This window comes from uncultured Aliiroseovarius sp., from assembly GCF_947497285.1.
Lineage (GTDB): Bacteria > Pseudomonadota > Alphaproteobacteria > Rhodobacterales > Rhodobacteraceae > Aliiroseovarius.
This window is the reverse complement of the sequence record NZ_CANMFT010000001.1, coordinates 652,621-669,526: the sequence shown is the minus strand read 5'-3', so window position 1 is coordinate 669,526 and position 16,906 is coordinate 652,621. Positions and strand designations below refer to the sequence as shown.

Sequence of the window (16,906 nt, the reverse complement as noted above, 5' to 3'; positions counted from 1 at the left end):
AGCCCCATCGCTAGGGGTCACCTTTGCCCTGGTCAAGAAAAAAGCCCCACCAGAGCGATCCGGCGGGGCTTTCGTTTGATCTTAGGTGGTTAGCGTTTCTCGGCCATCAGCCCGCGCAGGATTGACCAGCACATCAGCAACAGCACGAGTGTGAAGGGCAAACCCGTCGAAATCACCATCGCCTGCAAGGATCCAAGCCCCCCACCGATCAGCAATGCAATCGCCACAGCACCTTCGAAGATGCACCAGAAGACACGCTGCGGGACCGGGGCGTCAACTTTGCCGCCGGCTGTGATCGTATCAATCACCAGCGATCCGGAATCCGACGAGGTCACGAAGAACACGACGACAAGCACGATGCCGATGAAGCTGGTGATCTGTGCAAAGGGAAGCTCTTTGAGCATGGCAAACAGCTTCAGTTCCAGCGGGGCTTCGTTGACAGCCTGATACCCGTCCTGAACGAATTGGGTGATCGCGGTGCCACCAAAGACGGCCATCCACAGAACACAGACAAAAGTCGGGATCAGAAGCACGCAGATGATGAATTCACGCACCGTGCGGCCACGCGAAACGCGGGCGATAAACATGCCGACGAAGGGTGACCAGGAAATCCACCACGCCCAATAGAACGCGGTCCAGCCTTGCGAATAATTCGCGTCCTCGCGTCCGAAGGGTTGGGACAACGGAACGATGTTCGCGAAATAGCTGACGATTGAATCCCAAAACAGGGTCAGGATCGCGACGGTCGGTCCAACCAGAAGAACGAAGAACAGAAGCAAAAAGGCCAGCCCCATATTCAGTTCTGACAGCACCTTGACCCCGCCATCCAAGCCGCGGACGACCGACACAAGGGCTACCGCGGTGATCAACGTGATCAAGATGACTTGCGTTGTGGTGCCGATGGGCACGCCGAACAGCTCGTTCAAACCAGCATTCGCCTGTGTCGCGCCATAGCCAAGCGATGTGGCCAGACCGAACAACGTGGCAAACACGGCAAGCGTGTCGATGACATGGCCGGTCCAGCCCCAGACCCGCTCCCCGAAGATCGGGTAGAACGCCGAGCGAATGGTAAGCGGCAGCCCTTTGTTATAGGAAAACAGCGCCAGAGCGAGCGCGACAACAGCATACATCGCCCAAGGGTGTAGCCCCCAGTGATAGATCGTTGCGGCCATGCCCAGCTTGATTGCGGCCTCTTGATCGCCCGCAGCCGCCCCCAAGGGCGCCCAGTCGGTGCGCGCACCGCCTTCACTTGCCGTCCCGCCAAGTGAGGAAGAGAAATGGCTCATCGGTTCGGAAACGCCATAGAACATCAGCCCGATGCCCATGCCTGCGGCAAACAGCATGGCAAACCAGCCAGCATAGCCATAGTCGGGTGTCGCGTCCTCTCCGCCCAATCGCACGCCGCCCCACGGGCTTACGATCAGAAACAGGCAGAAAAGCACAAAGAAGTTGCCGGCACTGAAGAAGAACCAATCGAAATTCGACGTGAGCCACGGTCGCATCGCGCCAAAGATCGCTTCTGCCTGTTCCGGCAAGGCAAGCGCATAGAAAACGAATGCGACGATTGACAGACCCGAGATCAGAAAGACCGGGTTGTGAATATCAAGCCCGAACGGGCCCATTTGCGTTTGGATATTGTCCTGACCAATTTCGTAATCGGTATCGATGATGTCATACGCCCCTTCGGGCTCGGGTATGCCTTGTGGTTCGCTGGATTCAGCCATCACGGCCTCCTATATTCATTTCTGACATGTTTCTGATCGCATCGCGTTCAGCGGACCAGAAACACCGATGCCTTGGTGTGTGCGGCAAGCTTGGTGCCGTTGGATGGCCAAATGACATCCAACAAGCCCGGTGCATGGGTCGCCATGACCACAAGATCCGCGCCCGTTTCTTTGACCGCCTCGATCAAGGCATCATCGACATCTGTCACGACATCGTGGCTCAGCATGGATTTATGCACTGCGGCGTGGCCGCGTTTTGCGCTTTGCTCTGCAGCGAATGCCGCAAGTTTTTCATCGTATTCTTTGGGATTGTGCCCAAGAGGCGAAGGCGTTTCGGCGGTTACGCCGACGTAACACACTTCGATCCCATATTGCGCGGCAAGCTTCGCCGCACAGGTCAAGGATTTTTCAAGCTTGTCCGCATGGGCAAGATCGACGGGAACCATGATCCGATTAAACACATGTCCCTCCCTTTTTTCTTTGGTTGGGGTGTGCCCCAATCCATGGGCGTCAGTTCCCCCCCGGCCAAGGGCAACGAACTTTGATGACCCCGAAGTCGGGGCCACAACGAGGTTTTCACGAACCGGTTCGCAGGGCCACGCTACACCGAAAAGCTTCGAACTCGCAAACAGCCCCCTTCCGGACATCTCTGACACCGACCCAAAACCTTCGGGACTCTGGCCGGACAGGTGGCTTTTCGGATTTCCCAGCGCAGGGTTGCGGCGCGTCGCGCCTGCGACCTTGTCAGATCGCTTGGGCGACACCAGACCTGCAGCCGGAGCGCGTAGGTCTGACGCAGATCAAGGCGATTTCAGGCGAATTGATATACAATAATTGCATTGTCTGAAGATTAACCTGAAAGGAGGAAACAATGTCACAACGTGAATGGCTTCCGAAGATGTGGGGCGACTGGGGCGAAGACGAGGACAGCCCGTTTCATGCCTTACGCAAGCAGGTGGATACGCTGTTTGAGGATTTCGACAAGGGGTTCCCAGCCCGCGTGTCCGGGTTCTCTTTGCGCACAAATGTCAGCGAAACCGACAAGGAAATCTGCATCACTGCAGAGTTACCGGGCGTCGAAATGAAAGATGTCGATGTCGAGATCACGGGCGACAAGATTTCGATCAGGGGCGAGAAAAAGTCCGAGAAAGATGAGACGACCGAGAAAGACGGTCGGACATTTCATCGGATCGAACGAAGTTCTGGTGCATTCCAGCGGATGACTCGCCTGCCTTTCGAGATTGATCCTGAAACGGTGCAGGCAGGCGTCGCAAACGGCGTTTTGACCGTGACCATTCCGAAGCCCGCCAAAGAGCAGCAAAAAACCAAGAAGGTTGAAGTCAAGCAAGGTTGACGGGGCACTGGCCACTCCAAGAGGGCCAGCGCGCAACCAAAGGCGCCCGCGGAAGATCCCGCGGGCGCTGTTTCTTTGTTGTGCCCGATAAGCTTGACCTTTTGGCCTGTCTTACCCCGCCAGACACGCGGTCAAGGCGACGGGCGTTCTGGGTCTAGAAGCTCATCCGCGCGTCAGCGTCCAGCATCGCGGCAGCCATGGCGTCGGGCGCAGCGACGGTGACACCGTCAAGCAGCACCTCGGGCCCAGCGCCTTTGTTGGGCAGATAGATCGCGCAAACCTCAACCTTGGCGCCGGGCAGGCCCATGATCTTTTGCATCAATTGCTGGGGGCCAACGCCAAGCGGCTTTTGCGGGGCGGTCGCGCTTTCGGGTGCGTCTTTCAGCGCCAGATCAGCAGCGGGACCGCACAACATCACATGAGGCATGGCCCCTTGTTCGGCAGATTTCATGGTCAGCACCATGGCCATCATCTGGGTCTGGGCTTCGGGCGCGGTCAGGATCGTGACAAGCGTGTCCGCTTCATCGGCATGGGCCGTGCCAGCAAACGCTGCCAGCCCAAGGGCGGCGGCGGTCAGGGTGGTTTTGATCGAGAATTTGGTCATGTGATCTATCCTTGAAAACGGGTGAACCCGGCCCGGCGTCGAACAGACACGGAGCGGGCGAGGCTGTGCACCTCGCCTCATGACCTAGGCCTTACATTCCAAGAAAAGAATGCGTCATTTCGCACCGCGACCAACCGCCTCATGCAGAGGCACATGGCGGGTGGTCACAACAGCCGTCAGCCGTTCACATCGACAACCACGCGCCCCTTGACCTGACCTTTCAGGATATCCGCGCCAAGGCCCGGCAGGTCCGCCAGCGTTGCGGGTTGGACCATCGCTTCAAGCTTGTCCATCGGCAGATCACTCGCAATCCGTGTCCAGGCGCGCAAGCGGTTCTCGTAAGGCTGCATCACACTGTCGATGCCTAGCAGGTTCACACCACGCAACAGGAACGGGATGACGGTGGCAGGCAGCCCAGCGCCACCGGCCAGACCAACCGCCGACACGCTCGCCCCGTATTTCATCTGACCCAAGACGCGCGCCAGCATGTCGCCGCCCACGGCATCCACGCAACCAGCCCAAGTCTCGGCCTCAAGCGGGCGCTTGACGGTCTCGTTCAGCTCTTCGCGCGGCACGATAGTGGTGGCACCAAGGCCTTTCAGATAGTCCGCCTGATCGGGGCGCCCGGTGACGGCGGCGACCTCGTAACCCAGATTGGCCAGAATGGCGGTTGCAACCGAGCCGACGCCACCAGCAGCCCCGGTGACCAGCACCGGTCCCTGCCCCGGTTTCAACCCGTGATCTTCCAGCGCCATCACGGCCAGCATCGCCGTGAACCCCGCCGTGCCCACGGCCATCGCTTGGCGCGTGTCCAGCCCCTTGGGCAACGGCACCAGCTTGTCTGCCGCGATCCGGGCCTTCTGAGCATACCCGCCCCACGACACCTCGCCCACACGCCAGCCGGTTAGGACAACTTTGTCGCCGGGCTTGTAGCGGTCGTCATCTGAGGTCTCGACGGTGCCCGCATAGTCGATCCCCGGCACATGGGGATAATTGCGCACCAGCCCGCCGCCCTTGGGCGACATGCACAGCCCATCCTTATAGTTCACGGTCGAGTATTCGACGGCGACGGTCACGTTGCCTTCGGGCAGTTGATCCTCGCTGAGTTCCTTGATCTCTGCCGAGGCCAGCCCGTCGTCATTCTGCTCCATCACAAGTGCTTTAAACATCGTTGTTTCCCTATATCCAGAAAGTGTCATAGACGGTCGCGGCACGCGGCCCGTCAGGCGTCATCACATCCAGTTCGGTGCCCGTATCCCAATGGGTCATACGCACCATACCTATGGCGACACCGGTGTTGAAATCAGGCGAGTTCGCGGCCGAAGTCACCTGCCCCACCTGCTTATCCCCATCCATCAGGGGCCACGCCCGATCACAGGGGGGCACGCCACCCAAAATCTCGATCGCGCGTATTTGTTGCACCGGGCCTTCCTTGGCCACGCGCAAAAGTGCATCGCGCCCAACACAACCCAGCGCGCTTTGGGTCGAACAAAAGCGCCCAAGCCCGGCCTCGTGCGGGGTATTTTCGCGGGTCATGTCGTTACCATAGCTTAAAAGCCCGCCCTCGACCCGTTCGATCCCATTAGGGCAGCCGGCATGCACATCCATGCTTTTGCCCGCCTCCATCAGCGCGTTCCACAGCGGCATGGCGATGTCAGCGCCTTCGACGTAGATCTCGAACCCGCCCTGCTTGGAATAGCCCGAGCGCGCCACCACAAGGCTGCGACCTTGGAACGCCAGCCGCTTGTAGCGGAAGAACCGGATATCACGCACCGCGTCGCCAAAGACAGCCGCCGCCAGATCGTCGGACTTCGGCCCCTGAATAGCCAAAGGCGAGACGTCGGGTTCATCCACCAGCACATCCAGCCGAAACCCATAGGCCAGCCCCTTGACCCAAAACAGCAGATCACTGTCGGCAATCGAGATCCAGAACCGGTTGTCATCCAGCTTCACCGCCACAGGGTCATTCAGCAAGCCCCCGGTTTCATCCACCATAGGCACATAGAAACACTGCCCGTCCTGCATCTTTGACAGGTCGCGCGGGGTCAGCATCTGGATCAGGCGGGCGGCATCCGGGCCGCGCAGCTCGACCTGCCGTTCGCAGGCCACATCCCAGACCTGCACGGCGTCTTTTAGGTGGCGATAATCCTCTTCCACCGACCGAAAAACGGTCGGCAGCAGCATGTGATTGTAAACCGTATAGCCTTTCACCCCGGCAGCTTCGACACCGGGGCTGAAGGGCGTGCGCCGCAAACGGCGTGAGGGTGAGATCAGGGCCATGGGTCGCGCTTCCGTGCCAGAACTCCGGCCGCCTTAGCGACCGGGGCCTTTCCAGTCGATCTGGCAAATCTCGGCCGAGCGGCCATCGAAGTCCCACACCCGCCCATGCGCGCGCAGCTTGCCTTTGGTGGCTGTGGCGACGGTGATGTCCGGCCCCATCCAGTATTGGGTGTTACGGATGACTATATCCTCGTCGGGGTCCGCCCCGCCAACCGGATGCACCACACCGTCGATCTTGCGCCCCACCGTGATGTGGCGGGTCTTGCCCTCGGTCTCATACGTGACCGGTTGGCGTTCTGCGCCAAGGAATTCGCCCACCAGCATCTGGAACAGCCCTGTCGTGCCTTTGGCGGCACCCGAGAAGATCGTGACCAGCGCCTCATAGGCATCGTCACTGGCGCGCTCATCAACGAACAGCGCGACCTTCCAGTTGCCGCGCCCCATATTGCCGGGGATTTCGATCATCAGACCGAGGTTCAAGCCTGACAGGTCAATATCGCCGTATTGCCCGCTATCAATCCGCACCCCGCCCCAGGTCTGGCAATGCCCTTCGGTGGGCGGGTGTTTGCCAAGGCTCACCACGCAGGGGCAAAAGACCGTGCAATTGCAGTTGAGGATCAATTCCCCTTTGATGGTCCATTCGACCTGACCGACTTGTGTTCCGTCCATGTTATCCTCCTTGGACAAGCACCAAGACCCCGCCCGCAATCAGCGCCCAGCCCAAGGGGCGGGTCAGATAGCGGCCAAGATCGGGCAGTTTTTCAAAAATCATGATGAGCGTGGCCAGCCCCATAAAGGCAAGGTTCATCACCCCGCCGACAAAGCCCAAAAGCATCAGCGCCCAGCAGCAACCAAGGCAGAGCGCGCCAAGGCGCAAGCCCAGCACGGCGTCGTTCCACCGCGTCTCGCGCCAGTATTGCATGAAGAAACTCATCGGCTGGCGGCATTTCGACAGGCAGGCGTCTTTGAGGGTCGAGAACTGATAGGCCCCTGCCCCGATCAACAGCGCACCCGTGAGCCAAGGCGAGATGCTTTGCCCCAGAGGCGACAGAAGTCCAGCGTGGAAGAGCACCAATTGCCCGGCGGCCGCAAGCGCAGCGAACCCAAGCCAAATGACCAGATAGCCCGAGACCAACTCGGCAAATCCCCGGCGCGATCCTGCGCCCGAGGCGATCATGTCGTCATATGTGGCAAAGGTCGGCAATGCGGTCGGGGCCATCATCGCCGCCGACATCACCGCCCACATGGCGAAGAGCCCAAGGAACCCGGCCTTGTCAGGTTCAACCAGACAAAGCGACCGCCAGAAGTCCACCCCATAGATGCGCGACAATTCCAGCGCGCCCGGCGGAAGCGCCATCGCATAAAGCAGCCCCCACCCCACAAGGATCAACCCAAACAGCGCCAGCCAATGCGGCGCGCTCATGGTTCTTATCCTTGACGAAACGGACATGCTTCCCCCATCTTGCGAGTCGGAATGATAATGTCTGACAATTGCCGTTCGGGCAAATGAATTGTCAGACAATTAAGAGGCGACGTAGCGTGAAAACCGATCTGGACGACAATCAGGACCTCTCAAAGCAGATCGCCGAGGCCATTCGCGACGCAATTATCAACGGCAGCCTGCTGGTCGATCAGCGCCTGCCTTCTGAGGCAGAGCTGTGCGAGAAATTCAGCGTTGGAAGGTCCACAGTTCGCGAAGCGCTGAAACGTCTGGCCGCGCAGAACCTGATCCGCACCCAGCGCGGCGCCGCCGGCGGGGCCTTCGTCAACCGCATGTCGTTTGAAGAGGCGTATGGCCAGCAGATCACCACCTCGACCTTGCTTCTGTCGATGAACGAGGTCGATTTTGAGACCGCCTGCGAGGCCCGCTATGCGCTGGAACGTTCCTGCGCACCCCTGTCGGCCCAGCGGCGCACCCCCGACCACCTCGCGACCATGCGCGCTGAAATCCACCGCCAGTCACAGCCCGGCCTCACCGACGAGGCCTTCTGCGCCTCGGACGTGGCCTTTCACCGGGCCTTGGTCGATGGCGCGGGCAACCCGGTGCTGTCCTATCAACTGGCCGGTGCGGTTGAAGCCATGCAGCCCCTGATGAACATGATCACCTATACTCAAAGGGATCGGGAGCGGATCGTAGGGCTGCACACAAGGTTGGCGGATGCGATCGAGGCGCAGGTTGGCGATCAGGCCGCCACCATTCTGGGCGATCTGGCGGCGTATACTGCCGAATTGGGGCGCAGCCGCGCCTTGCAATCAAAGCGCGCGGATTAACGATCTGGCTGTGGCGCGCCGCCAATGCGGCGATAGATCTCGGTCAGCAGGGCGGCACCGATCAGGGTTTGTAGGACGACAGACACGGCCTCGATCAAGGCCGTCCACAGATCAAAGCGCGCAACACTGATCTTGTCGGCGTCATATGCCTGCATCAAAACCTCGCCCAGCCAGACTTGCACGCCAAACACCGCCGCCATCCCCGCCATCACGATCAGCGACGTCACCGCAAGCGGACCGGCCAGTGGGGCCGTTCGGCGATACCCGTCGCGCAAGGACATCGTTTCGCGCCGCAGGGCACCATGGGGCAGCACGTAACTGATCCGGTGCACCAGATAAGTTGCCACAAAGCCCAGCAATACGGCCAACGCGCCGACCAGAAGCGGCGCAAGCTGACCGTCGCGCAATGCCCCAAACGACAGGCCAAGCCAGGCGCCATCCAGAAAGGCCGCAAACCAGCCATCCACCCCCGGCATCATCGACATCGCCAACCCGAGCACGACAAGGCCCATGACGGCAATCAGCCCGACCAGAAAGGAAACGAGGAGCCATTTGAACGTATAGCGCCCGAGATCGCCAAAGGTCAGCCGCAGGTCAGGCGTGATCATCATCTCGGGCAGGACATGCCGATGCCACAACACAGCGATGACTGGGACCATAACGATATCCAGCAGTGGGATCAGCGGCGAACCAAAGGCTTCGGCGCGGTAGAGCCAAAAGCTGACGGCAGCCGAGATCACGACCCATGGCAGGCAAATCAGAACGGCGAACCGCGCGTGCTGCACAATGGCGCGCACCGCCCCGGTGAAAATCAAAACGCCGTCCGCAACCACATCCAACCCCTTACAAAAGCTCGCCACCCGCCCCTTTTCAAATACCGGCAGACCTCCTATATATGCAATGTCCTTTCGGGGACTATGGACATAAACGCGCTCGCAATAAGCGGATCGGACCCGGGGGCGGTACCCGGCGTCTCCACCAAACATCCTTCATTTGGGGATCATGGGGACGAAATAGGATCGACGGACGTCTAAAGGGGTTTGCTTTGTCTCGGTGAGTTACCACCGTTATCGGTACATTTAAGCTAGTTGCAAATGACAACAAAGCTCCGGCTATGGCTCTGGCTGCGTAAGCAGTTCGAGTTGCCGATTTAAGCCCTTGCGCCTAGCAGCGTAAGGCGGGGTTCGCAGGCACCTGGCAACAGAAGCCTGCACTTTCCAAACTGTCTTGCACCACCTGTCTGTCCCGTGATGGCGTCAGAAGAACAGAAGTTTTTCTCTCCTGCTCACACATCGTTAAGGGGTCGCACCCTAAACTGTGGCGATCGCAAAGAGCCCTTCAGGGCAACCGGAAGGCGACCTGCCTAAGGTGCCCACAACATCGCAAACGGACAGAGCATGACCCAGACATCCCTTGAGCTTTTGAATGAATGGTATGACCGCATCTGGGTGCGTCAGGATCTGGAAGCCATCAACCTGCTGTTCACCCCTGACACCGAAGCCATGGGGATGATGGATTTCGCCGTCGGGCCCGAGGATTTTCGCGTTCTGGCCGAAGCAATACTGGCCCAGATCGACGTAACCGGCGTGCAGTTTGAACGCGCCATTGAAATGGGCGACTGGGCTTGGGCGACTTTCACAGCGCAAGCGGTGGCCTTGCGCGACCGTAGCCCAATTGCGGTGTCCGGTCAGATCATGGCACGCGTCACCGATGGGCGGATCGTCGAAGCCTACAATCAGGTCGACTTTCTGTCGTTGTTCGAACAGTTGGGATATCTTCCGAAAGACAGCCTGGCGTTATGTCTTTCGGGTGAAGGGCTGGGGCTCTAACACCAAAAGACCCTTGCTTTCGGGTGTTCCACGCGGCCCTATCCGGCCATGAGACCGACAATTGCTGACCTTACCCGTGTTTTCGCCCGCATCGGACTGATGTCTTTTGGCGGTCCAGCCGCGCAAATCGCCGTCATGCACCGCGAACTGGTCGATAATCGACCATGGCTGAACGAGCGGCAGTTACTGAACGCCCTGTCGTTTTGCATGCTGTTGCCGGGGCCAGAAGCGATGCAGTTGTGCACTTATGCCGGATGGCGGTTGCGCGGTGTGCTTGGCGGGGTGATCGCGGGTCTTTTGTTTGTGCTGCCGGGGGCGGCGCTGATGCTGGCGCTTGCCTATGCCTATGCGACCTGGGGCCAGACCCCGATTGTCGAGGCAGTGTTCAACGGGATCAAAGCCGCGGTCATCATCGTGGTGATCCAGGCGCTTTACCGACTGGCACGCAAAACGCTGAAACATGCCGGCGACTGGTCCGTCGCCATCCTGTGCTTTGCCGCGCTCTTTCTCTTTGACATGCCCTTCCCCTTGGTGATCCTTGGGGCCGCCAGCTATGGCCTTGTGCGCAATCGAGGTGCTCGCTCCAAGCTGGCTGCAGACACGGTCGAGGCTCAGACGCAGCCCGCCTCCTTGCCGCGCAGCCTGATGCAGGTTGCGATCTGGCTTGCTCTGTGGTGGCTTCCCATTGCCGCGGCGGCTGCGTTCGGAGCGGACACGCTGGCCGAAATCGGGCTGTTCTTTTCAAAGCTCGCCGTGGTCAGTTTCGGCGGGGCCTACGCCGTTCTGGCCTATATGGCGCAAGAGGCCGTGACCACGCAGGGTTGGATCAGCCCCGCGCAGATGATGGATGGGCTTGGTCTTGCGGAAACCACCCCTGGCCCTCTGATCTTGGTGACCGAGTTCGTGGGCTACATGGCTGGTCACAGGGTCGGTGGCGTGGGGCTTGCCCTGGCGGCCGCATTCATGACGCTTTGGGCGACCTTCGTGCCGTGCTTTCTGTGGATCTTTGCCGCAGCCCCCCATGTCGAATGGTTGACCACGCGACCGCGCCTGACCTCGGCGCTGTCTGCGATCACCGCAGCTGTGGTCGGGGTGATCGCCAATTTGTCCTTGTGGTTTGCCCTGCATGTGTTTTTCAACCAAACGACCCCCGCTCCTGCGCCGTTCGCGACCTCGCTTCCGGTTCTGCACAGCGTGGATCTGGCGGCGCTGGCGTTGTCAGGGCTCGCGGCTGTGTTGCTTCTGTGGCGCGGTTTGGCTTTGCCGGTTACGCTTTTGATCATGGCCGCAGCGGGGGCTGGGTTGGGCGTCGTCTCGGGCTAAGTGCTTCTTGGCTTTTCTTCACGCCCGAATCCCCTATTCTGGACAAAACCGGCGGGAGATATTTTTGATGTCCGACAAGATCGACTATGGCAACCTGATGCATGACGCGATGCGCGACCTGATCCGCAAGGTGCTTGAGGACGTGTCAGAACACGGGCTGCCCGGACAACACCATTTCTTCATCAATTTTGACACCCGCCACGACGGCGTTGAACTTGCCGACTGGATGCAGGACCGCTTTCCCGAAGATATGACAATCGTGTTGCAGCACTGGTTTGAAAACCTGGCGGTTGATGCGAATGGCTTTGGCGTGACGCTGAATTTCGGCGATGCGCCAGAGACGCTTTATGTTCCGTATGATGCGATCAACACCTTTGTCGATCCCTCGGTCGAGTTTGGCCTGCGCTTTGAAATGCAAGACCCCCATCATCCGGACCTGCACATTGCAGGCGAAGAGGATCAGGCAGACCCAAGCGACATCGCAGAAGAAGCAGCCCCCGTTGAAGACCCCGAACGCGACGCTGGCGGGACTGCAGCTGAGGCGACCGCCAATGATGATGGCGAAGATGACAGCGAAGATCACCACGACGCCGAGATTGTGAGCCTGGACAGTTTCCGCAAGTAACCGCGCAAGCGGCGTCGGTTCGGGCGCTACCAGCATTGATCTTGGTGTACAATAGGGTACAACGGCGTCGGTTTATGCAGAAAAGGCGCCAAGATATGACCCAGACCCGCACCGAATCCGACAGCTTTGGCCCTCTTGAGGTTCCCGCAGACAAATATTGGGGCGCGCAGACGCAGCGCTCACTGATGAATTTCCCTATCGGCTGGGAGCGTCAGCCCGTCGCCATCGTGCGCGCCCTTGGCGTGATCAAACAGGCCTGTGCCGAAGCGAACAAGAAATCCGGTGCGATGGACGGCGCAATTGCCGACGCGGTTATTCAGGCGGCCTCGGAAGTGGTCGCCGGCAAGTTTGACGACAACTTCCCGTTGGTCGTCTGGCAGACCGGGTCCGGCACCCAGTCCAACATGAACGCCAACGAGGTTATCGCCAACCGTGCCATTGAAATCATGGGCGGCGTGATCGGGTCGAAAGACCCCGTCCACCCCAATGATCACTGCAATATGGGCCAGTCGTCAAACGACACCTTCCCCACCGCCATGCACATCGCCACCGCGATGTCTGTGCGCGACGTGCTGTTGCCCGGTCTGGAAAAACTGCTGGCGGGGCTTGAGGCCAAAGAGGCTGAGTTCAAAGACATCATCAAGATCGGGCGCACCCATACGCAGGACGCAACCCCCCTGACCTTGGGGCAGGAATTTTCGGGCTATGCCCACATGATCCGTCAAGGGATCGCGCGGGTGAAGCTTGCCCTGCCCGGCATCTATGAGCTTGCCCAAGGCGGCACCGCCGTCGGCACCGGGCTGAACACCAAGGTTGGTTGGGGCGAAGAGGTTGCCGCCAACATGGCGCGCATCACCGACCTGCCCTTCGTCACCGCCCCCAACAAGTTCGAGGCACTGGCCGCCCATGACGCGATGGTCTTCATGTCGGGCGCTTTGGCGACCGTGGCAGGCAGCTGCTATAAGATCGCCAACGACATCCGTTTCCTTGGCTCCGGCCCGCGCTCGGGTCTGGGCGAGCTGATCTTGCCGGAAAACGAACCCGGCTCGTCGATCATGCCGGGCAAAGTGAACCCCACACAGGCCGAGGCGCTGACCCAAGTCGCCGCGCATGTCATGGGCAACAACGCCGCAATGACTTTTGCCGGCTCGCAGGGGCATTTTGAGCTGAACGTCTATAATCCGATGATGAGCTATAATTTGCTTCAGTCGATCCAGCTTCTGGGCGACGCGACGGACAGCTTCACCGAACGGATGTTGAACGGCATTCAAGCCAACGAACCCCGCATCGACAAGCTGATGAAGGAAAGCCTGATGCTGGTCACGGCCCTGGCCCCGACGATCGGTTACGACAACGCAACGAAAGTGGCCAAGACCGCGCATAAGAACGGCACCACCCTGAAGGAAGAGGCCATCGCTCTGGGCTTCGTGGACGCGGAAACCTTCGACAAGGTCGTGCGCCCCGAGCAGATGATCGGCCCCAAGGCCTGATGGGGAAACCGGTCAGCCTGTCCAAACACCGCAAGGCGCAGGCGCGCTTGAAGAAGCGCGCCCAAGCCAATGAAAATGCAGTAAAGTTTGGGCGCACGCTGGCCGAGAAAAAGCTAAACCAAGCGCGGGCTGAGAAGTCGGCCCGCGACCTTGATGGCCACCAGAGCGACGGTGACACGCAGCCGGACAAGACATGAGCGCACGGCCGGAAAAACACTCCCTCACCCTGCACGGGCACCGCACATCGGTGTCTCTGGAGCCGGAGTTCTGGGACGCCTTCCGTCGCATCGCAAAGGCGCGCGGGATGCCGTTGAATGCACTGGCTGCAGAGGTGGACGAAGCCCGCGGGGTAGATGCTGGTCTTGCTTCGGCAATCCGGGTGTATGTTTTGACGCATTTTCAGGCCCAGCTGCGCTCGGATTAACCCCACGTTAATCTACGGCTGGCAGAGTGGCGGTATGACCGATATGACCCCCTTTCCGCGCCCCGAAACCTGGCTGATGCAGCTGTTCACCTCGCCAGCCGCGATGAAAGGCGGGATCGTGCGCCGCCAAACCTGTGATGTGGACAGCATCATCGGTCGCAAGCGCCTGTTGCAAGAAGTCGCGCGGCGTGGATTTCATGTGATCGAAAACGCAGGTCAGTATATCATTTTCTGCAATACTGATCCGGTGCGCGTATTGGCCTGACAGGCCCCCACGATCAGGCGCGCGGCGTCAGCCGCAGCCAGATACCGTCCTTGCCGCGCACCGTCAAATGCGCAACTGGAACGGCTGGACGATCATCGACCAGATCGAAATGGAAGGCGCGCACCAACATCGACAGGATCAGCGGCCCTTCGACCATCGCAAACCCGGCACCCGGGCAGACACGCTGCCCGGCGGAAAACGGCAGAAAGGCGTTGCGCAAACAGGCCTTGCCATTTTGGGTTTGAAACCGAGCAGGATCGAAAGCATCAGGGCGATCCCAAAGCCGTTCGTGACGGTGCAAATGCCAAGGACTTAGGACGATCTGGCTGGATTTTGGCACATCGCGCCCGCGAAACTGCTCAGGACATGCAGCTTGGCGCACCATCATTGGCACCGGTGGATACAGACGCAGGGCTTCGCGAAACACGTCGCGCGACAGGCGCAACTTGGACATGGTCGAGAAATAGATCTTTTCGGGATCAATCGCACCTTGCGCCTCTGCTGCGATGCGGTCCTGCCAATCAGGGTAAAGCGCCAACAGATACAACGCCCACGCCAGCGCCGAGGCACTGGTTTCGTGCCCCGCCAGGAAAAAGATCGCCACCTGGTCGACCATTTCTTCCATATCGAAACGATCGCCGGTTTCGGGATCTGTCGTGGTCATGATCTTGGTGGCCAGGTCGTCCGGCGCCCGACCGGCATTGATATCCGCCGTCCGTTCAGCCGTCAGTTGCGTGATCAACCCGCGGATCTGGCGCGCTGTGCGTTTGGTTTGCCGTTTGTGAAACCGCGGAAACCAGTGCGGCAGCGGCAAAACAGCCCCTAGGTTAAGAACCGGCTGCGCGCGCTGGTGGTCGCGGAACTTGTCAAAGACCTGTCCGGCCACCTCGTGTTCGATCGGGATCGAGAAAAGCGTGCGAAAGATGACGTCCGCCGCCGCATGGCTGGTCTGCGCTTCGATCTCGGTTGGCGAGCCATCTGCCAACGGGCGCAAACGCTCGACCGCAGCGGTCGCGGCATCCCACATGGCAGGGAAAACCTCTTTCAAGCGCCCCCCTTCAAAGGCTGGGTCAATGATGCGGCGTTGGCGTTTCCAGATCGCGCCATTGGTCACAAAAACCGAGTTGCCCAAAAGCGGTGCCAGCCCTTCGCGGATGCGATCGGATTTGGGAAAATCGTCAGGTCGTTCCTTCAGGACCAGATCAACCAGTGTCGGGTCGTTGCACAGATAGCTGCGGAAAAACGGCGTGCGAAACTCGGCCATCCATGCGCGGTAGAGCCGAGCGGGCTGCGCCGACAGGATATCGCGACGAAAAAGCCGCGCATATCGCCACAGCGACACGCGCCCCTCGCGGGCTTTTGGTTTGGGGGGCAGGAGGTCGGTCATGGGGCTGTGCTCGTGTATTTTGACATCGGCACCTCGATCCGGCTGTTCGAGGGGCGACGGTTTTGGTAGCGCTGGCCCAATGTCATCGGCCCGGCCGTGATGCGGAAATAGTCGTAGTCGCCGGGTTGGTCGAACGCACAAAGATATTGAAAATGAAGGCGAAAAAAGCGCCAGCGCAGCGTCTTCCAGCGTTCCGGGCTCAGCGTTTTTGTGAAAGCGGCCGACACCACCAGCGGCCAGCGCTTGCCCGTGACTGGCGCGACACCTGTCACCGAAACCGGATCGCACAACGCAAACGCACAGCCATCGCCAGGGGCGGTGATATCCACCCATGTAATTCCCGCCTGATCACTCAGATAGTGCAGATCGCGGCGCAGCCGATGCGCGTCCGGCAGAAAACTGACCATCGGCACCACCTGCCCAAGGGTCAGAAAGCCCAACGTTGGCCCCGAAGGCGCCACCTGCCCCTCGCGCAGCAAGTCCGCCAAAACCGACACACCGATATGAGCGCCTGAACTGTGTCCGACGACCAACACTTCGTCCACGTCAGATCGCAAGGCCTCGGCGATTTGATCGACAAACAGCGCCATGCGCGCCTCGAGCGCTGCTGAGTTTGCCCCCTTGGAGCGCGCCGAATAGGCATAGTCATGCATCAGATAGTAAACATAGAGCTTGTTATCGACCTTGCGAAACCAGCGCAGCACCACAACCAGCGTCGTCAGGAAGACAGCCCAATAGCTTAGCGCTGCCACCATCTGGCGGACCGCGAACCCGGTGCTTTCGCCTGACAGCGCCAGACGCCCGACCGCAAAGCTGATGACCCCACCCAGCACATGACCAAGCAGCAGCGCCAACACCAACTGCAAGATCAGCATGCCAACCGGGTAAAGCGCGGCGATCACTGGGCCTTTTCGAAGCTGCATGAGCCGCCAAAGCGTGCCAGACGCAATATAGGTCCACGCCGTGCGCATCATCAGAAGGTAGGTCTGCACGATGTTCAACTGCATGCTGTCGCGCACGATGTCAGACCAGACCAGAACGTCAAACTCGGCTTCGGTCTCGGTCCCGTCCATGCGACCTGTTACCTGCCAGCCATAGCTTCCCGGTCCCTGACGCCCAATCAGGCTGACCTCATAGCCTGACACGGCCGCCTGTGCAGCACCTTCCTTGCGGTAAAGTTCGCGGTATCTGCGGGGATGAATGGGGTCGTAGCCTGGAATGTAGAAAACCCGGCGGCGGCGCACCTGTTGGGTGGCAGAGGACTGAGGGGCGGCTTCATCTTCCATTGGCCCGACCTAGCTGTTTCGGACCAGACACTAGCCGGGTAACT

At 59.9% G+C, this 16,906-nt stretch carries 19 protein-coding genes and 1 other RNA gene; 10 read left to right on the top strand and 10 right to left on the bottom strand.

Translation table 11 applies throughout. The features are described 5' to 3' along the window. Window positions 1–89: 89 nt before the first annotated feature. Window positions 90–1,724, bottom strand: a complete 1,635-nt coding sequence (locus tag Q0864_RS03210; RefSeq protein ID WP_298566072.1) for a BCCT family transporter — start codon at window positions 1,722–1,724, stop codon at window positions 90–92. Window positions 1,725–1,771: 47 nt separating this feature from the next. After that, the gene (locus Q0864_RS03205; RefSeq protein WP_298566071.1) at window positions 1,772–2,185 is read right to left on the bottom strand and encodes a universal stress protein; all 414 of its coding nucleotides are present in this window, start codon (window positions 2,183–2,185) and stop codon (window positions 1,772–1,774) included. Between the two features lie 410 nt (window positions 2,186–2,595). Between Q0864_RS03205 and Q0864_RS03200 the strand changes: the two genes are divergently transcribed. Continuing rightward, window positions 2,596–3,078, top strand: a complete 483-nt coding sequence (locus Q0864_RS03200) for an Hsp20/alpha crystallin family protein (RefSeq protein WP_298566070.1) — start codon at window positions 2,596–2,598, stop codon at window positions 3,076–3,078. Window positions 3,079–3,232: 154 nt separating this feature from the next. Here the strand turns inward: Q0864_RS03200 and Q0864_RS03195 are convergent, their stop codons facing one another. From Q0864_RS03195 to Q0864_RS03175, 5 genes are all read right to left on the bottom strand, one after another. Then, window positions 3,233–3,682: a hypothetical protein gene (locus Q0864_RS03195; RefSeq protein WP_298566069.1), complete on the bottom strand. Its 450-nt coding sequence runs from the start codon at window positions 3,680–3,682 to the stop codon at window positions 3,233–3,235. 176 nt (window positions 3,683–3,858) lie between these two features. Then, a complete protein-coding gene (acuI, locus tag Q0864_RS03190) occupies window positions 3,859–4,851 on the bottom strand; it encodes an acryloyl-CoA reductase (protein WP_298566068.1) in 993 nt (330 codons plus the stop codon). Between the two features lie 10 nt (window positions 4,852–4,861). Next, a complete protein-coding gene (locus tag Q0864_RS03185) occupies window positions 4,862–5,962 on the bottom strand; it encodes a dimethylsulfoniopropionate demethylase (RefSeq protein WP_298566067.1) in 1,101 nt (366 codons plus the stop codon). 33 nt (window positions 5,963–5,995) lie between these two features. Beyond that, window positions 5,996–6,631, bottom strand: a complete 636-nt coding sequence (locus Q0864_RS03180; RefSeq protein WP_248365620.1) for a DUF1326 domain-containing protein — start codon at window positions 6,629–6,631, stop codon at window positions 5,996–5,998. Between the two features lies 1 nt (window position 6,632). Beyond that, complete coding sequence (locus Q0864_RS03175; RefSeq protein ID WP_298566066.1) at window positions 6,633–7,385, bottom strand: DUF2182 domain-containing protein; 753 nt, start codon at window positions 7,383–7,385, stop codon at window positions 6,633–6,635. A gap of 116 nt (window positions 7,386–7,501) precedes the next feature. Here Q0864_RS03175 and Q0864_RS03170 point away from each other — a divergent pair, with 116 nt between their 5' ends. After that, window positions 7,502–8,233 (top strand): FCD domain-containing protein, encoded by a 732-nt coding sequence (locus Q0864_RS03170; RefSeq protein WP_298566065.1) that lies wholly within the window; start codon window positions 7,502–7,504, stop codon window positions 8,231–8,233. On the opposite strand, the gene Q0864_RS03165 is transcribed toward Q0864_RS03170, so the two are convergent. Beyond that, a complete protein-coding gene (locus Q0864_RS03165; RefSeq protein ID WP_298566064.1) occupies window positions 8,230–9,066 on the bottom strand; it encodes a hypothetical protein in 837 nt (278 codons plus the stop codon). The two genes, Q0864_RS03170 and Q0864_RS03165, sit on opposite strands and share 4 nt — an antisense overlap. Before the next feature lie 30 nt (window positions 9,067–9,096). Between Q0864_RS03165 and ssrA the strand changes: the two genes are divergently transcribed. The 8 genes from ssrA (at window position 9,097) to Q0864_RS03125 (ending at window position 14,189) form a co-directional block, all read left to right on the top strand. After that, window positions 9,097–9,448: a transfer-messenger RNA gene (gene ssrA / locus Q0864_RS03160) on the top strand. 182 nt (window positions 9,449–9,630) lie between these two features. Next, a complete protein-coding gene (locus tag Q0864_RS03155; RefSeq protein ID WP_298566063.1) occupies window positions 9,631–10,062 on the top strand; it encodes a nuclear transport factor 2 family protein in 432 nt (143 codons plus the stop codon). 48 nt (window positions 10,063–10,110) lie between these two features. Next, window positions 10,111–11,385: a chromate efflux transporter gene (chrA, locus tag Q0864_RS03150; RefSeq protein ID WP_298566062.1), complete on the top strand. Its 1,275-nt coding sequence runs from the start codon at window positions 10,111–10,113 to the stop codon at window positions 11,383–11,385. Window positions 11,386–11,452: 67 nt separating this feature from the next. Beyond that, complete coding sequence (locus Q0864_RS03145; RefSeq protein ID WP_298566061.1) at window positions 11,453–12,010, top strand: ClpXP protease specificity-enhancing factor SspB; 558 nt, start codon at window positions 11,453–11,455, stop codon at window positions 12,008–12,010. Between the two features lie 95 nt (window positions 12,011–12,105). Then, window positions 12,106–13,500 (top strand): class II fumarate hydratase, encoded by a 1,395-nt coding sequence (fumC, locus tag Q0864_RS03140; protein WP_298566060.1) that lies wholly within the window; start codon window positions 12,106–12,108, stop codon window positions 13,498–13,500. After that, complete coding sequence (locus Q0864_RS03135) at window positions 13,500–13,697, top strand: DUF4169 family protein (RefSeq protein ID WP_298566059.1); 198 nt, start codon at window positions 13,500–13,502, stop codon at window positions 13,695–13,697. Before fumC ends, Q0864_RS03135 begins: the two co-directional genes overlap by 1 nt. Continuing rightward, complete coding sequence (locus tag Q0864_RS03130; RefSeq protein WP_298566058.1) at window positions 13,694–13,924, top strand: ribbon-helix-helix domain-containing protein; 231 nt, start codon at window positions 13,694–13,696, stop codon at window positions 13,922–13,924. The genes Q0864_RS03135 and Q0864_RS03130 overlap by 4 nt, the downstream gene beginning before the upstream one ends. A 34-nt stretch (window positions 13,925–13,958) precedes the next feature. Then, window positions 13,959–14,189 (top strand): N-(5'-phosphoribosyl)anthranilate isomerase, encoded by a 231-nt coding sequence (locus Q0864_RS03125; protein WP_298566057.1) that lies wholly within the window; start codon window positions 13,959–13,961, stop codon window positions 14,187–14,189. Between the two features lie 13 nt (window positions 14,190–14,202). Here Q0864_RS03125 and Q0864_RS03120 read toward each other — a convergent pair whose 3' ends face one another. Further along, window positions 14,203–15,576 carry a cytochrome P450 gene (locus Q0864_RS03120; RefSeq protein WP_298566056.1) on the bottom strand — a complete coding sequence of 458 codons (1,374 nt, stop codon included), beginning with the start codon at window positions 15,574–15,576 and terminating at the stop codon, window positions 14,203–14,205. Beyond that, window positions 15,573–16,862, bottom strand: a complete 1,290-nt coding sequence (locus tag Q0864_RS03115; RefSeq protein ID WP_298566055.1) for a hypothetical protein — start codon at window positions 16,860–16,862, stop codon at window positions 15,573–15,575. Before Q0864_RS03115 ends, Q0864_RS03120 begins: the two co-directional genes overlap by 4 nt. Window positions 16,863–16,906 lie beyond the last annotated feature (44 nt).

Excerpts from the sequence above, each read along its gene's own strand:
- Q0864_RS03210 (WP_298566072.1), bottom strand. The coding sequence starts at position 1,724 with ATGGCTGAATCCAGCGAACCACAAGGCATACCCGAGCCCGAAGGGGCG.
- Q0864_RS03200 (WP_298566070.1), top strand. The coding sequence starts at position 2,596 with ATGTCACAACGTGAATGGCTTCCGAAGATGTGGGGCGACTGGGGCGAA.
- Q0864_RS03195 (WP_298566069.1), bottom strand. The coding sequence starts at position 3,682 with ATGACCAAATTCTCGATCAAAACCACCCTGACCGCCGCCGCCCTTGGG.
- acuI (WP_298566068.1), bottom strand. The coding sequence starts at position 4,851 with ATGTTTAAAGCACTTGTGATGGAGCAGAATGACGACGGGCTGGCCTCG.
- Q0864_RS03185 (WP_298566067.1), bottom strand. The coding sequence starts at position 5,962 with ATGGCCCTGATCTCACCCTCACGCCGTTTGCGGCGCACGCCCTTCAGC.
- Q0864_RS03180 (WP_248365620.1), bottom strand. The coding sequence starts at position 6,631 with ATGGACGGAACACAAGTCGGTCAGGTCGAATGGACCATCAAAGGGGAA.
- Q0864_RS03175 (WP_298566066.1), bottom strand. The coding sequence starts at position 7,385 with ATGAGCGCGCCGCATTGGCTGGCGCTGTTTGGGTTGATCCTTGTGGGG.
- Q0864_RS03155 (WP_298566063.1), top strand. The coding sequence starts at position 9,631 with ATGACCCAGACATCCCTTGAGCTTTTGAATGAATGGTATGACCGCATC.
- chrA (WP_298566062.1), top strand. The coding sequence starts at position 10,111 with ATGAGACCGACAATTGCTGACCTTACCCGTGTTTTCGCCCGCATCGGA.
- Q0864_RS03145 (WP_298566061.1), top strand. The coding sequence starts at position 11,453 with ATGTCCGACAAGATCGACTATGGCAACCTGATGCATGACGCGATGCGC.
- fumC (WP_298566060.1), top strand. The coding sequence starts at position 12,106 with ATGACCCAGACCCGCACCGAATCCGACAGCTTTGGCCCTCTTGAGGTT.
- Q0864_RS03135 (WP_298566059.1), top strand. The coding sequence starts at position 13,500 with ATGGGGAAACCGGTCAGCCTGTCCAAACACCGCAAGGCGCAGGCGCGC.
- Q0864_RS03130 (WP_298566058.1), top strand. The coding sequence starts at position 13,694 with ATGAGCGCACGGCCGGAAAAACACTCCCTCACCCTGCACGGGCACCGC.
- Q0864_RS03125 (WP_298566057.1), top strand. The coding sequence starts at position 13,959 with ATGACCGATATGACCCCCTTTCCGCGCCCCGAAACCTGGCTGATGCAG.
- Q0864_RS03120 (WP_298566056.1), bottom strand. The coding sequence starts at position 15,576 with ATGACCGACCTCCTGCCCCCCAAACCAAAAGCCCGCGAGGGGCGCGTG.
- Q0864_RS03115 (WP_298566055.1), bottom strand. The coding sequence starts at position 16,862 with ATGGAAGATGAAGCCGCCCCTCAGTCCTCTGCCACCCAACAGGTGCGC.